This is a genomic window from Alishewanella sp. HH-ZS, from assembly GCF_001704375.1.
Lineage (GTDB): Bacteria > Pseudomonadota > Gammaproteobacteria > Enterobacterales > Alteromonadaceae > Alishewanella > Alishewanella aestuarii.
Map to the genome: position 1 here is coordinate 81,050 of NZ_LZEJ01000011.1, position 13,418 is coordinate 94,467.

A 13,418-nucleotide genomic window follows, 5' to 3' on the forward strand; every position below is an offset into this window, starting at 1 on the left:
ACTTTGTACATAAATCAATCAAGCTTTCGCGTCGCCTGCCAGTTTACTGCCTGCCATTTACCATTACGTTTGACGAAGGTGCCGCTATTTAAAAACCGCAAGGTTTCCTGCGCAGAAGTACCAACCAGAGTAAAAGCCACTACTGCGGTATCACCATATTGCAGGATCTGCAGATCTTCACTGCTATAACGCATGCTAATCTCAGCCGCTGGCAACTCACCACGACTATTAACCCCTTGCATTAACTCGGCTTTGCCGAAGCGCCGCCCAGCCGAACTGGTATAAATGAGTTCTTCCGCCCAATACTTATCGTGTACCGCAGGGTCATTACGGGTCGCGCCATCCAGAAATTCGGCCAGTAACGCAGTCAGCTCGGCCCTATCATCAGCATAAGCAGTAGAAGACATTAATAATAACAAGATTATAAAGATAGCTCGCATATAAACTCCGTACGCCGGTTAAGGTAGCCATAACTCTAATGATTGAGAACCTATTATTGCCATAATTTCAATTATTTGCCCATTAATGCGAAAATAAATATGGTCACGACCACAAAGACAGCGTCTATATCCTGGTCTTATGTGATCAATCGTTTGAAATAAAAAAGGATTTTCTGCTATTTTCTGAAACATCTGAAAAAATTCATAATAATAAAGATCCGCTTGCGAAACATCATAGTTGCAAATCCCGTAAGCATAGATCCGCTCTAAATCAGCTACTGCTAATTCTGATAAGCGATATTGATAAAACTCAGTCATTAATCAGCAGCTTTTTTTTAAACTCTGCAAGTATTTGCTCCGCACTTTTATCAGTAAAGCCGGCCGCTTCTGCTGCCGCGAGTTTTTGATTGATGGCATCAGCTCGCCTCGCGTTGCGGATTAACTCGTTGATCAGCTCACTTTTACTGTTGTATTCATGAGCATTCTGCACCTTTTCTTGTAGCCACTGCTCGTTCGCTTGGCTAAGTGTTACACTCTGTCTCGTCATTGCGCGCCTCTGGTGCAAAAGTGATGCGTTATTGCACCACAAAATGTTAAATCTCAATATAAATACTGCAACTCAATAATGCAATTAAAAAAGGCGCCGCAGCGCCTTTTCTTTAGCAAAGAGAAAACAACGGTTTAGAAACTGATACCACCGTCAATTTCTACCACCCGGCCGGTAAAGAAATCGTTTTCAAAGATATACTTAGCTGTATGCGCAATCTCTGCAGCTTCACCTAAACGGCCAACCGGTTTCATTTTTTCCAGGCGCTCGCGCGCTTCAGGCTTCATGGCATCGGTCATGGCGGTGCGGATCACGCCAGGCGCAATAGCGCCCACGCGGATGCCGTAACGGCCCAGTTCACGTGCCCAGGTGACAGTCATCGCCACTACCCCGGCTTTAGAGGCAGCATAGTTCGTTTGCCCCATATTACCGGCACGGGCCACGCTCGACATATTGATAATGACGCCCTTACGACCGTGTTTAACCATTAGCGCAGCGGCTTCACGGCCACACAGGAATACACCGGTCAGGTTAACATCAATGACTGATTGGAACTGTTGTAATGGCATCTTGGCAGCCAGTTCACCGTCTTTAACTTTCAGCAGCAAGCCATCGCGTAAAATACCGGCGTTGTTAATAAGGCCATCAATGCCGTTAAAATCGACATCGATTTGGGCAAAAGTGGCTTCGACCTGCGCCTCATCCGCCACGTTAGCAACGTAGACTGCCACCTGGGTTTGCGCTGACAGCTCCGCCTTCGCCGCTGCTAGCTGCTCCGGGTTCATATCCAGTAGCGCCAGTTTGGCACCCTCTGCAGCACACATCAGCGCCATTTCCAGACCTAAGCCCTGAGCGCCACCGGTAATTACTATTGTTTTATCTTTTAAAATCATAATATTATCCGTTGCCTGTTTAATATCTGTTTCGACGCCGTATATGCTTTTTAAGTGCGACTTTGCCAGACGCTTAACGCGGCTAACGCGGATGTACTTTTTTGGCGGAACGTCTTTCGCATGGATGCGAAAGAGGAGCCCCCATGGATGGGTTCACGGCGTGTCCGACAAAAAATGTACGCAGTGTTAGCCGCTCTCTCAGAATGAACCGAATTAAGCATCCATTTTCTTAAATGAGGTGAAGATACTGGAAAAATCCAGCTTACCATTACCGGCCCGCTGATGCGCCACATACAAGCTACGCGCCAACGCCCCCAGCGGCGTACTGCTGCCACTTTGCAGCGAAGCTTCCAGCGCCAGACCTAAGTCTTTGACCATCAGGTCGACCATAAAGCCGCCCTGATAGCCATTAGATGACGGCACATTTGGCAGCACATCCGGGCAAGGGTTATATAATTCCAGGGTCCAGTTACGGCCCGAGCTTTTTAGCATAATCTCCGACAAAACCTTCGGATCCAGACCGTTATCAATCCCCATTTGTAGCGCTTCTGAGGTACCGACCATCAGGATACTGAGCAGCATATTGTTGCAAATTTTTGCGACCTGCCCGGCGCCAACCGCGCCGGCATGAAACAGGTTTTTCCCCATATTGCTTAGTACGGTTTTCGCCCGCTCAAAATCTGCGTCACTGCCGCCGACAATAAAAGTTAAGGTACCGGCTTTAGCGCCGCCGACACCACCGGAAACCGGCGCATCAATAAAGGCCAGATCTTGCTCTGCCAAAGCAGCACCAAGTTTACGGGCGCTATCCGCATCGATAGTCGAGCAATCAATTACCAGCGCTTTCTTATCAATGTGGGTGGCAATGCCCTGCTCACCCAGATACAAGCTCAGCACATGTTTCGCCGCAGGCAGCATCGAAATCACAAAGTCAGCGCCGGCAACGGCATCGGCTGCCGAGCTAGCTACCGCTGCCCCTTCGGCTTTTACCTGCGCCAACGCATTGGCTGATAAATCAAAAGCCGCTACCTGATGACCGGCTTTAACCAGATTGACCGCCATCGGGCCGCCCATATTACCTAAACCAATAAAAGCTACTTTTGCCATTGTCTTGTCCTTGTTATCAGGTTTGACCGCCTTGCGGCCAGCGCCATAAATTAGTTTTCTAGCTTGCCTAAATCCTGCAGCGGATGTTGCCCGGCGCTCCAGGGGGAGCGAAATAACTCATCGATCACCGCCTGCGGCACCGTGCTCACATCCGGATACTGCCACTTGGGTTGTAAATCTTTATCAATCAGCAGCGCCCGCACCCCTTCCTGAAACTCGCCCAGTTTGGCGCATTGCACACTTAAGCCAAGCTCCAGCCGGAAACTGTCGGCCAGAATTAAACTTTGCCCCAGTTGCAATAAGCGATACACAACATGTGCCGTGATTGGGCTACCGTAGCGCAGTGAGTCCTTGGCTTTTAGCAGCCATTTATCCTCACCCTGCATAGCGTCTATTGCTGCCATTACGCCAGCCAGATCCGCTTGCCCGGGTAAGCGGCTGATCGCATCCTGATGCAGCCGGATTTGACTAAGTGGCATCTGGGTACGACAGCCTTCTTCCTGCGCACGCAGTACATCAGAGAGCTTCTGATGATTAAGCGCCACCGTATTGCCCCAATTAACCGTCAACAGTTTATCCAGCAGCTCGGCTTTTTGCTCATGGCAGATAAAGACATCAGCCAAACCAATAAAGCGCGCATCAGCAGCATTAATTGAGGCGCCGGTTAAACCTAAAAACAGGCCGCAGCCCGCTGGCATACGATTTAAAAACCAGCTGGCACCAACATCCGGATACAGGCCTATGGCCATCTCCGGCATGGCAATCCGGCTGCTCGCCGTGACTACGCGATGCGAGGCTCCGGCCATTAAACCCAGCCCGCCGCCCATCACAATACCGTTGCCCCAAACCAGTACCGGTTTGTCAAAAGTATGAATTAAATAATCCAGCCGGTATTCTTTGGTAAAAAAATCTTCGACATAGGGCTGATAAGTACCAGGTTGATCTTTCATCGCCTGGTACAGATCGCGGATATCACCGCCGGCACAAAAGGCTTTATCGCCAGCGCCTTGTAATACTACCAGCGCAACTTGCGGATCGGCTTTCCATTGCAGCATTTGTGGCAGTAATGACTCCACCATCGGCAAGCTTAGCGCGTTTAAGGATTTTTCAGAATTAAGGGTAGCGACGGCAATTTTTTTGCCATTAACTGCGGTCAGCTCCTGATAGAGCACCGGAGCAACAGAGTGTTCAAGCATGATGAGTCCTTCTGTTTGGCTGCAGGCGTAAGGCGCAGCGCTTGCCGTCACCGCATAGCATCTGGCTAAGCGGTGACGGCCACGGGCAAGCCGGGAAACAACCTACCCGAGTTTAACCTGGCTGTATTACAGGATAGCGCCGGCAGCTTCGTCCAGCAGACGACGACCAATAATCAGCCGCATGATTTCGTTGGTACCTTCCAGGATCTGGTGTACCCGTACATCACGGAAGTGCCGCTCCAGCGGATACTCTTTAATATAGCCATAGCCGCCATGCAGCTGCAGCGCCTGATCACAGACACTAAAACCAACGTCAGTGGCAAAACGCTTGGCCATCGCACAATAGGCGGTTGCTTCCGGATCCTGAGTATCCAGTTTAAAGGCAGCTAAGCGCACTAACTGACGGGCGGCGACCAGCTCGGTCGCCATATCAGCCAGTTTAAACTGCAGTGCCTGGAACGCCGCCAGCGGCTTACCAAATTGCTGCCGCTCCAGCATATAGTTACGGGCGGTATTCAGGGCTTGCTGCGCCGTACCAATAGAACAGGTAGCAATATTAATCCGGCCACCGTCTAAACCTTTCATTGCAAAGCTAAAGCCCTGCCCTTCACTACCCAACAGCGCAGACTGATGAATACGCACGTCTTCAAAGGTCACCAGTCGGGTCGGCTGCGCATTCCAGCCCATTTTTTCTTCGGCTTTGCCGTAGATTACGCCCTTCGCATCAGCAGGTACCACAAAGGCAGAAATCCCTTTCGGGCCGGCTTCACCGGTCCGTGCCATCACGACTAATACTTCAGTTGAACCGGCGCCAGAGATAAACATTTTTGAGCCGTTTAATACATAGTGCTCACCGTCTTTGCGGGCACTGGTGCGTAAACTGGCGGCATCTGAGCCTGAACCCGGTTCGGTTAAACAATAGGACGCTAATTGCTCACCGGTAACCAGCTTGGGTAACCAGGTCTCTTTAACCGCCTCAGTGCCGAAGCTGGCAATCATCCAGGTGGCCATATTGTGAATCGTCAGCATCGCAGTCGTCGCGGTACAGCCCATTGCCAGCTGTTCAAAAATAATGGAGGAATCCAGCCGGGATAAGCCCATACCGCCAAACTCTTCCGGCGTATACAGCGAGCAGAAGCCAAGCTCACCGGCTTTATGCAGCACGTCTTTCGGAAAATGGTGTTCGCGATCCCAGGTCGCAGCATGCGGCGCTAACTCTTGCTCAGCGAACTGGCGGGCGACCTCAACAAAGGCCTGTTGATCTTCAGTCAGATTGAAATTCATCGTTACTGTCCTGTACTACCAGATTAATTACAGTAAAAGTGCACAGTAAAAGGCAAAACGGGCGACGCTAAAGCTGCAAATTTTTTTTAGTTTGTCTTTACTTTAGACGCCGCCACGCCTGCTCCTGTCACCGGTTAACGCAGGTTAATTGACATATTCGGGCCACTGACCTGAATATCGTCATCGAACCAACGCGCTGTAATGGTTTTGGTTTCGGTGTAGAACCGCACCGCTTGCTTACCGTAGGCATGCTGATCACCGTAGAAAGAGCCTTTCCAACCGGTGAACGAGAAGAACGGCAGCGGCACCGGGATCGGCACATTGATACCGACCTGACCCACTTCAATATTATGCTGATACTTACGGGCAGCAGCACCACTGGCGGTGAAGATCGAGGTACCGTTACCGTACGGGCTACTATTTACCAGCTCAATAGCCTGATCCAGGTTAGCTACTGTCATAGTGGTTAATACCGGGCCGAAGATCTCTTGTTTGTAGATTTCCATCTCGGTGGTGACATTACTAAACACCGTTGGGCCAACCCAGTTACCGTTCGGGTAACCGTCAACCTGACAGTCAGAGCCATCCAACAGGCAGGTTGCACCTTCTTTTTTACCCTGGGCAATTAACGACAGAATACGGGCTTTTGCTTGCGGGCTGATTTGCGGGCCATAGGCTGCTTTGTCATTGCTGTAATGACCTGGACCAACCTTACCAATGGCTGCAGCTACTTCCGGGATCCACTCAGCTGCACTACCCACAAACACCGCCACAGAGATTGCCATACAACGCTGACCGGCCGCGCCGACAGAGGCTCCCACCAGCGCATTAATCACCTGCTGCTTATTCGCATCCGGCATAATCACCATATGGTTTTTCGCACCGGCAAAGGCTTGTACGCGCTTTAAATTGTCAGTGCCGGTTTTGTAAATATACTGGCCGACATTAACCGAACCGACAAATGAAATCGCTTTAATATCAGGGTGATGCAAAATGGTATCGACCTGCTCTTTGGCACCGTGCACAACTTGTAATACGCCCTTGGGTGCACCGGCTTTGACAAACAGCTCCGCCAGCTTGTTTACTGTCATCGGATCCTGTTCAGACGGTTTTAAAATAAAGGTATTACCGCAGGCAATCGCCATCGGGAACATCCACAATGGGATCATCGCCGGGAAGTTAAACGGCGTTATACCGGCACAGACACCTAATGGCTGAATATAGCTGTAGGTATCAATGCTGCGGGCGACGTTCTCCACCGTTTCACCCATCATCAGCGACGGAATATTCGCTGCCTGCTCCACCACTTCAATACCGCGCCAGACATCGCCCTTGGCATCTTCAACGGTTTTACCCAGCTCTTCACAGATAATGGCAGCGATTTCGCCCTGGTGATCTTTTAACAACTGGGCGTAGCGCATCATTAAACGGGCGCGCTCAGACACTGGCACTTCTTTCCAGGTTTTAAAGGCGGCTTTGGCAGAGTCAATCGCCTGCTGCATCTCGGTGGCAGTGGCACAAGGTACCTGTGCAATCACTTCCTGGGTGGCCGGATTGGTTACCGGGATCAATTTGTCACTGTTCGAGTGCACAAATTCACCATCAATAAAAAGCTTAACCTGTTGTGTCATTTTAGTATCTCTTTGATTTTTAACTGCTATTAGTAAACGGGCGGCCGGCGCTTTATTGTTTGTGTTGTTGGCCGGTTCCTACCCTGTTAAGCGTGCCTGGCTGATCTTTTGACCTATTATTATTCAGGCAATTTGCGGCGCTTCTCCCCAACCGCTTTTTGTTATAGTGGTACAGCTAATTTGACTTACAGCGCTTCCACAGCCAGGGCAACGGCCTCACCACCACCAATACACAGTGAAGCAACACCGGTTTTTAAACCGCGCTGTTTCAGGGCGTGGATTAAGGTCACTAATACCCGGGCACCAGAGGCACCAATCGGATGGCCAAGGGCACAGGCGCCACCATTGACATTAACCTTGCTGTGCTCTAAGCCCAGCTCATTAATCGCCAGCATGGTCACCATGGCAAAGGCTTCATTAATTTCCCACAGATCAACCTGCTGTTTTTGCCAGCCGGCTTTGGCCAATACTTTTTGCATGGCACCGACCGGTGCTACCGTAAACAGCGCCGGCTCCATCGAGTGCGTAGCATGAGCAACGACCCGCGCCAGTGGCTTCAAGCCTTGCGCTTTGGCATCGGCTTCACGCATCAACACCAGCGCCGCTGCACCATCTGAAATCGAGCTGGAGTTGGCGGCAGTGATGGTACCGTCTTTGGCAAAAGCCGGTTTTAACGAAGGGATCTTTTCTGGTTTGGCATTACCCGGCTGTTCGTCGACACTAAAGCTAACTTCACCTTTGCGGGTTTGGAACACCACCGGGGTAATTTCAGCGGCGAAAGCACCGCTGCTAATCGCGTGCTGCGCACGGCGTAATGATTCCACCGCATAGGCATCCATCTGCTCACGGCTAATGCCTTTCTCGTTCGCCGTGTCCTGGGCAAAACAGCCCATGGCTTTGCCGTCATAGGCATTTTCCAGCCCATCCAGCATCATATGATCTTTAATCTGGCCGTGGCCCATGCGGTAGCCGCTGCGTGCTTTATCCAGTAAATACGGGGCATTGCTCATTGACTCCATACCACCGGCAACCACAACATCAGCACTGCCGGCATTGAGTAAGTCAGCAGCCAACATCACCGCTTTTAAGCCGGAGCCGCATACCTTATTAATAGTAGTGGCGCCGGCACTCAGTGGCAGCCCGGCTTTTAAGGTTGCCTGACGGGCTGGCGCCTGGCCTAAACCGGCTGGCAGCACGTTACCCATAATGACTTCGCTAACTTGCTCAGCCGCGATGCCGGCATCTGCTAAAGCACCTTTAATTGCCGTGGCACCTAATACGGTTGCATCCACCTCGGCCAGACCGCCCATAAAGCCACCCATGGCGGTGCGCTTAGCGGCAACAATCACAATACTATTCTGCTGAGTCATGCGGTTCTCTCCCGTTACGGCATTTTTTCTGGCACAGAGCCTACACCAAATTTACGTTTACGCCAACGTCAACATCATAACACTATGGTTGTAGCCGGAAAACGCAGCGGCGATTTTCGTCCCGAAAAGTGCCGGCTATTTGGCATCTTATCTTTACATTTTTACCGTTTCGCCCGTCTGCAGGCCTTAATTCGCGCGCCCACAGCTTTACCTTTACGTAAACTTCACTTATAGTTGCCTGCACTTTTCGGGAAGGCCTGCAATGAAAGAAAAAGACGAAAAAACCTACAGTATCAGTGAACTGGCAAAAGAGTTTGATATCACCACCCGCAGTATCCGCTTTTATGAGGACCAGGGGCTGTTATCGCCAACCCGCGCCGGCCAAACCCGCATTTACAGCAAACGCGATCGGGTGCGGCTGAAACTGATCCTGCGCGGTAAACGTCTGGGCTTTAGTCTGTCCGAAACCGGCCAGTTATTTGAGCTGTACGATGCCGATAAGAGCAGCGTGACCCAGCTCAATACCATGCTGAAGTTAATTGAACATAAAAAGTCCGAGCTGCAGCAGCAGCTGGACGATATCAAGGTGGTGCTGATGGAGCTGGTGACGGTAGAAAAACGTTGCCGCGAAACACTGGCCGAAGCCAAACAGCAAAAGAACGCAAACGGGGAATAAGATGATTAGTACATATAAAGGCCTGAATTTCGACCTGGGCGAAACTGTAGATATGATCCGCGAGCAGGTAAACAGCTTTGCCCGCGAAGAAATTGCCCCGCGTGCGGCACAAATTGACCATGACAATGCGTTCCCCAATGACTTATGGCGTAAATTCGGCGATTTAGGCTTATTGGGCATTACCGTCGATGAGCAATACGGCGGTTCAGGCCTGGGCTATTTAGAGCACGTGATTGCGATGGAAGAAATCAGCCGCGCCTCAGCCTCAGTAGCACTGTCCTACGGCGCGCACTCCAACCTGTGCGTAAACCAGATCTTCCGTAACGGCACTGAAGCACAAAAACAAAAATACCTGCCGAAACTCTGCTCTGGTGAGCATATTGGTGCCTTAGCGATGAGTGAGCCGAATGCCGGCTCTGATGTTGTCAGCATGAAACTGCGCGCCGAGAAAAAAGGCGATAAATATATTCTGAATGGCAACAAGATGTGGATCACCAATGGTCCGGATGCCCATACCTATGTTATTTACGCCAAAACTGACGTTAACGCCGGTAGCAAAGGCATCACCGCCTTTATCGTTGAACGGGGCTTTAAAGGTTTCTCGCAGGCGCAAAAGCTCGACAAACTGGGGATGCGTGGTTCCAACACCTGTGAGCTGGTATTTGAAGATTGCGAAGTCCCGGAAGAAAACGTACTGGGTCAGGTTGGCCGCGGCGTGCAGGTACTGATGAGCGGTCTGGACTACGAGCGCGTGGTACTGTCAGCAGGCCCACTGGGCATTATGCAAGCCTGTATGGATGTGGTCGTGCCGTATATCCATGATCGGAAACAGTTTGGCCAGGCGATTGGTGAATTCCAGCTGGTACAGGGCAAGGTTGCCGATATGTACACCAAAATGAATGCCGCCCGCTCTTACGTTTATATGGTTGCTAAAGCCTGTGACCGTGGCGAAACCACCCGTAAAGATGCCGCTGGTGTAATTCTGTATGCGGCTGAATTGGCAACGCAGATGGCGCTGGATGCCATCCAGTTATTAGGCGGTAATGGCTATATTAATGAATATCCGACAGGCCGCTTGCTACGGGATGCCAAGTTATACGAGATCGGTGCCGGCACCTCGGAAATACGCCGCATGCTGATCGGCCGTGAGCTGTTTACTGAGTCGAACTAAGATGGCAAAAATCACCAGTAAAATTAATCCGCGCAGCGACGAGTTTCAGAAAAACGCCGCAGCGATGCAGGCGGTGGTCGATGATCTGCAAAGCAAAGTCCGGCAAATTAAACTGGGCGGTGGCGAGAGCCTGATCGCCCGCCATGTGGCGCGCGGCAAACTCTTTGCCCGCGACCGCGTGCAAAAGCTGCTGGATCCGGGCTCACCTTTCCTGGAAATCGGCCAGTTTGCCGGCTGGGAATGCTACGACGACTATGTCCCTGCCGCCGGTGTCGTCGCTGGTATCGGCCGTGTCAGCGGCGTCGAATGCATGATTGTCGCCAATGACGCCACCGTCAAAGGCGGTACCTATTATCCGCTGACGGTAAAAAAACATCTGCGGGCCCAGGAAATTGCTGAGCGTTGTCACCTGCCCTGTATTTATCTGGTTGACTCCGGCGGTGCCAACCTGCCACGGCAGGATGAAGTCTTCCCGGACAAGCTGCACTTTGGCCGCATCTTCTTTAATCAGGCGAATATGTCTGCCAAAGGCATCCCGCAAATTGCAGTGGTAATGGGCCTTTGTACCGCCGGCGGCGCCTACGTGCCGGCAATGGCTGATGAAAGCATTATCGTTAAAGAACAAGGCACCATCTTTCTGGCCGGTCCACCGCTGGTTAAAGCAGCGACGGGCGAAGAGGTCTCCGCCGAAGAGCTGGGCGGTGCCGATGTGCACTGTAAAATTTCCGGCGTCGCCGATCATTACGCACTAAACGACGAACACGCGCTGCAACTGGCACGCAATGCGGTATCACGCTTAAACCGCCCTGCGCCAGCGCAGCTGGACGTGAAACCGGTAGCAGAACCGCTGTACGATGCCAAAGAGCTGTACGGCATTGTCGGTACCGACTTGCGTAAGCCGTTTGATGTGAAAGAAGTGATAGCGCGGATTGTCGATGGCTCAGAATTTGATGAGTTTAAGCAATACTATGGCGCGACCCTGGTCTGTGGCTTTGCGCGCATCTTCGGCTATCCGGTAGGCATTGTCGCCAATAATGGGATTTTATTCTCAGAATCAGCGCAAAAAGGCGCGCACTTTATCGAGCTCTGTGCCCAGCGCAAGATCCCGCTGTTGTTCCTGCAAAATATCACCGGCTTTATGGTCGGCAAAAAGTATGAAGCCGAGGGTATTGCCAAGCACGGCGCCAAGATGGTGATGGCAGTAAGCTGTGCCAAAGTACCGAAATTTACCGTACTGATTGGCGGCAGCTACGGCGCCGGTAACTACGGCATGTGCGGCCGCGCTTATGATCCAACCATGATGTGGATGTGGCCCAACGCGCGCATTTCAGTAATGGGCGGCGAGCAAGCTGCCGGTGTCATGGCGCAGGTAACGAAAGACGGTTTGGCACGTAAGGGTGAAACCTTATCAACGGAAGCCGAAGCTGCGCTGAAAAAGCCGATTATTGAGCAGTATGAGCAGCAGGGGCATCCTTATTATGCCAGTGCGCGGCTGTGGGATGATGGCATTATCGATCCGGCGCAAACCCGCATGACGGTAGGACTGGCGCTTGCTGCAGCGTTAAATGCACCGATTGAAGAGAGCCGCTTTGGCGTGTTCAGGATGTAAATAAAACACCTTGTGAGTGTTTGAAAATAGCAGAGTTTAGATCGGTGCAACGCCCTTAACTGGGTAGTAATTTTCTCCACCGGCTTCAAGGATCACGTCCCTGTGCCCTTTCAGCCTCCGCAGCATCCATGCTGCTGTTACGAAAATTCTACCGCAGCCAAGGGCTTAACGAATATCAGTGAGTCATGACGACTCGCAAAAAGTAAACGAGGCGGTAAACGCAGAGTACACTTTGCTCGGGGACCTGTTTGGCATGGATGCCAAACAAGAGCGTACAGGGAGGTATTTACAGCGTGCCCCGACAAAGTTGTACGGCGTGTTTAGCCGCCGGATGCACCGGATTTTGACTTACAGATTTTAGATCGGTGCAACGCCCTTAACTGGGTAGTAATTTTCTCCACCGGCTTCAAGGATCACATCCCTGTGCCCTTTCAGCCTCCGCAGCATCCATGCTGCTGTTACGAAAATTCTACCGCAGCCAAGGGCTTAACTAACAAGCGATTGCGAACGAGATGATGAGCATTCCGTGCACTTTGCAAGGGACTGTATTTTTCAGGGATGAAAAATGCAAGCGTACAGGGACGTATTCACAGCGTGTCCCGGCAAAGTTGTACGGTGTGCTCGTCATCGGATGCACTGAACCGGGGGCCGCAGATTCCAGTTCAGAACACAGCAAGAATAACGGAGCGACATCATTATGAGCCAACATTATACCGAAATCAGCATTGACTCCCGCGGTGTCGCTAACCTGATCCTAAATCGCCCGGAAGTCCACAACGCCTTCGACGACCAGATGATCGCAGAATTGATCAGGGTACTGGACCAGTTGGCTGCCGACGATAAGGTCAAAGTATTAACGCTAAGCGCCCGCGGTAAAAACTTCTCGGCCGGTGCTGATCTCAACTGGATGCGCTCAATGGCGCAAAAAAACTACCAGCAAAATCTGGACGATGCCAACGAACTGGCCGCACTGATGCATAAGCTGGATAAATTTCCTAAACCTACCATCGCGCTGGTACAGGGCGCCGCCTTTGGTGGCGCTGTGGGTTTAGTCGCATGCTGTGATATGGCATTGGCCGAACAAGGCGCCAGTTTTTGCCTGAGCGAAGTAAAAATCGGCCTGATCCCGGCGGTAATCAGCCCCTATGTCATGCGGGCGCTGGGTGAGCGCCAGTGCCGGCGTTACTTTTTAACTGCCGAGCGCTTTAGTTCAGACAGCGCCTTAACTCTGGGCTTATTGCATCAGGTTGTCGCTGCCGGTGAACTGGAATCTCAATCTGAAACGCTGATCAACAGCCTGCTGCAAAATAGTCCTGCAGCAGTGACTAGTGCCAAACAGCTGATCCAGCATATCTACCAGCGCCCGATTAATGCCGAACTGATTGGTGATACCACCGCAGCTATTGCCTCAATTCGGGTTTCGGCAGAAGGCCAGGAAGGCTTAACGGCCTTTTTAGAAAAGCGCAAGCCAGGCTGGTTGACGAATTAACAGCA

At 51.5% G+C, this 13,418-nt stretch carries 13 protein-coding genes; 4 read left to right on the plus strand and 9 right to left on the minus strand.

Annotated features, from left to right (window positions below):
• Positions 1-14 precede the first annotated feature (14 nt).
• The 9 genes from A9165_RS06360 to A9165_RS06400 all read right to left on the minus strand — a co-directional run bounded on the left by A9165_RS06360 (position 15) and on the right by A9165_RS06400 (position 8,468).
• On the minus strand, positions 15-440 hold the full coding sequence (locus tag A9165_RS06360) for a nuclear transport factor 2 family protein (RefSeq protein ID WP_065955304.1): 426 nt from the start codon (positions 438-440) through the stop codon (positions 15-17).
• An 18-nt stretch (positions 441-458) separates the two neighbouring features.
• Positions 459-758: a type II toxin-antitoxin system RelE/ParE family toxin gene (locus A9165_RS06365; RefSeq protein ID WP_065955305.1), complete on the minus strand. Its 300-nt coding sequence runs from the start codon at positions 756-758 to the stop codon at positions 459-461.
• Positions 751-987, minus strand: a complete 237-nt coding sequence (locus A9165_RS06370; protein WP_057788048.1) for a hypothetical protein — start codon at positions 985-987, stop codon at positions 751-753. The genes A9165_RS06365 and A9165_RS06370 overlap by 8 nt, the downstream gene beginning before the upstream one ends.
• A 134-nt stretch (positions 988-1,121) precedes the next feature.
• Positions 1,122-1,880, minus strand: a complete 759-nt coding sequence (locus A9165_RS06375; RefSeq protein WP_065955306.1) for an SDR family oxidoreductase — start codon at positions 1,878-1,880, stop codon at positions 1,122-1,124.
• A 213-nt stretch (positions 1,881-2,093) separates the two neighbouring features.
• A complete protein-coding gene (gene mmsB, locus A9165_RS06380) occupies positions 2,094-2,987 on the minus strand; it encodes a 3-hydroxyisobutyrate dehydrogenase (protein WP_065955307.1) in 894 nt (297 codons plus the stop codon).
• A 50-nt stretch (positions 2,988-3,037) separates the two neighbouring features.
• Positions 3,038-4,183, minus strand: a complete 1,146-nt coding sequence (locus A9165_RS06385) for an enoyl-CoA hydratase/isomerase family protein (RefSeq protein WP_065955308.1) — start codon at positions 4,181-4,183, stop codon at positions 3,038-3,040.
• A 126-nt stretch (positions 4,184-4,309) separates the two neighbouring features.
• Complete coding sequence (locus A9165_RS06390; RefSeq protein WP_065955309.1) at positions 4,310-5,467, minus strand: acyl-CoA dehydrogenase family protein; 1,158 nt, start codon at positions 5,465-5,467, stop codon at positions 4,310-4,312.
• Positions 5,468-5,601: 134 nt separating this feature from the next.
• Complete coding sequence (locus A9165_RS06395) at positions 5,602-7,098, minus strand: CoA-acylating methylmalonate-semialdehyde dehydrogenase (RefSeq protein WP_065955310.1); 1,497 nt, start codon at positions 7,096-7,098, stop codon at positions 5,602-5,604.
• Positions 7,099-7,283: 185 nt separating this feature from the next.
• Positions 7,284-8,468, minus strand: a complete 1,185-nt coding sequence (locus A9165_RS06400) for an acetyl-CoA C-acyltransferase (RefSeq protein WP_008983788.1) — start codon at positions 8,466-8,468, stop codon at positions 7,284-7,286.
• A 262-nt stretch (positions 8,469-8,730) separates the two neighbouring features.
• Here A9165_RS06400 and A9165_RS06405 point away from each other — a divergent pair, with 262 nt between their 5' ends.
• From A9165_RS06405 to A9165_RS06420, 4 genes are all read left to right on the plus strand, one after another.
• Entirely contained in the window at positions 8,731-9,144 is a 414-nt protein-coding gene (locus A9165_RS06405; RefSeq protein WP_008983789.1) for a MerR family DNA-binding transcriptional regulator, read from the plus strand.
• Position 9,145: 1 nt separating this feature from the next.
• Positions 9,146-10,315, plus strand: coding sequence for an isovaleryl-CoA dehydrogenase (locus tag A9165_RS06410; RefSeq protein WP_065955311.1), 1,170 nt, complete (start codon positions 9,146-9,148; stop codon positions 10,313-10,315).
• 1 nt (position 10,316) lies between these two features.
• Entirely contained in the window at positions 10,317-11,924 is a 1,608-nt protein-coding gene (locus A9165_RS06415) for a carboxyl transferase domain-containing protein (RefSeq protein ID WP_065955312.1), read from the plus strand.
• Between the two features lie 697 nt (positions 11,925-12,621).
• Positions 12,622-13,413: an enoyl-CoA hydratase/isomerase family protein gene (locus A9165_RS06420; protein ID WP_008608124.1), complete on the plus strand. Its 792-nt coding sequence runs from the start codon at positions 12,622-12,624 to the stop codon at positions 13,411-13,413.
• Positions 13,414-13,418 lie beyond the last annotated feature (5 nt).

Bases quoted from the DNA above. Each gene is read 5' to 3' on its own strand.
- A9165_RS06360 (WP_065955304.1), bottom strand. From the start codon at position 440: ATGCGAGCTATCTTTATAATCTTGTTATTATTAATGTCTTCTACTGCT.
- A9165_RS06365 (WP_065955305.1), bottom strand. From the start codon at position 758: ATGACTGAGTTTTATCAATATCGCTTATCAGAATTAGCAGTAGCTGAT.
- A9165_RS06370 (WP_057788048.1), bottom strand. From the start codon at position 987: ATGACGAGACAGAGTGTAACACTTAGCCAAGCGAACGAGCAGTGGCTA.
- A9165_RS06375 (WP_065955306.1), bottom strand. From the start codon at position 1,880: ATGATTTTAAAAGATAAAACAATAGTAATTACCGGTGGCGCTCAGGGC.
- mmsB (WP_065955307.1), bottom strand. From the start codon at position 2,987: ATGGCAAAAGTAGCTTTTATTGGTTTAGGTAATATGGGCGGCCCGATG.
- A9165_RS06385 (WP_065955308.1), bottom strand. From the start codon at position 4,183: ATGCTTGAACACTCTGTTGCTCCGGTGCTCTATCAGGAGCTGACCGCA.
- A9165_RS06390 (WP_065955309.1), bottom strand. From the start codon at position 5,467: ATGAATTTCAATCTGACTGAAGATCAACAGGCCTTTGTTGAGGTCGCC.
- A9165_RS06395 (WP_065955310.1), bottom strand. From the start codon at position 7,098: ATGACACAACAGGTTAAGCTTTTTATTGATGGTGAATTTGTGCACTCG.
- A9165_RS06400 (WP_008983788.1), bottom strand. From the start codon at position 8,468: ATGACTCAGCAGAATAGTATTGTGATTGTTGCCGCTAAGCGCACCGCC.
- A9165_RS06405 (WP_008983789.1), top strand. From the start codon at position 8,731: ATGAAAGAAAAAGACGAAAAAACCTACAGTATCAGTGAACTGGCAAAA.
- A9165_RS06410 (WP_065955311.1), top strand. From the start codon at position 9,146: ATGATTAGTACATATAAAGGCCTGAATTTCGACCTGGGCGAAACTGTA.
- A9165_RS06415 (WP_065955312.1), top strand. From the start codon at position 10,317: ATGGCAAAAATCACCAGTAAAATTAATCCGCGCAGCGACGAGTTTCAG.
- A9165_RS06420 (WP_008608124.1), top strand. From the start codon at position 12,622: ATGAGCCAACATTATACCGAAATCAGCATTGACTCCCGCGGTGTCGCT.